Source organism: Cobetia sp. SIMBA_158 (assembly GCF_046566945.1).
GTDB classification, from domain to species: Bacteria; Pseudomonadota; Gammaproteobacteria; order Pseudomonadales; family Halomonadaceae; genus Cobetia; species Cobetia amphilecti.
This window is the reverse complement of the sequence record NZ_JAWJYL010000138.1, coordinates 1-341: the sequence shown is the minus strand read 5'-3', so window position 1 is coordinate 341 and position 341 is coordinate 1. Positions and strand designations below refer to the sequence as shown.

Here is a 341-nt window from a genome sequence, read left to right as displayed (position 1 = left end):
TTAGTCGGCACCATTTATTTTAGTTAAGTGTTTTAACAACATTTAATTTGCACTGTTTAAGTGCCTCGATAGCTCAGTTGGTAGAGCAGAGGATTGAAAATCCTCGTGTCCCTGGTTCGATTCCGGGTCGAGGCACCATTTATAAGTTTATCATTCGTTAAGATTGATGAAGTGCCTTAGCACACAGTTTAGTGTGCCGACTTAGCTCAGCTGGTAGAGCAACTGACTTGTAATCAGTAGGTCAACCGTTCGACTCGGTTAGTCGGCACCATTTATTAACTTATTTCTATTATCAAAACACTGAATAGATCGGATGAACTGCGTCGATGGAAAACGTGGTC

2 tRNA genes are annotated in these 341 nt (G+C 41.3%); both read left to right on the top strand.

The features are described 5' to 3' along the window. Positions 1-62: 62 nt before the first annotated feature. Positions 63-138: transfer RNA gene (locus R2R70_RS19330), tRNA-Phe, on the top strand. A gap of 57 nt (positions 139-195) precedes the next feature. Continuing rightward, positions 196-271 (top strand) — tRNA-Thr (locus R2R70_RS19325). Positions 272-341 lie beyond the last annotated feature (70 nt).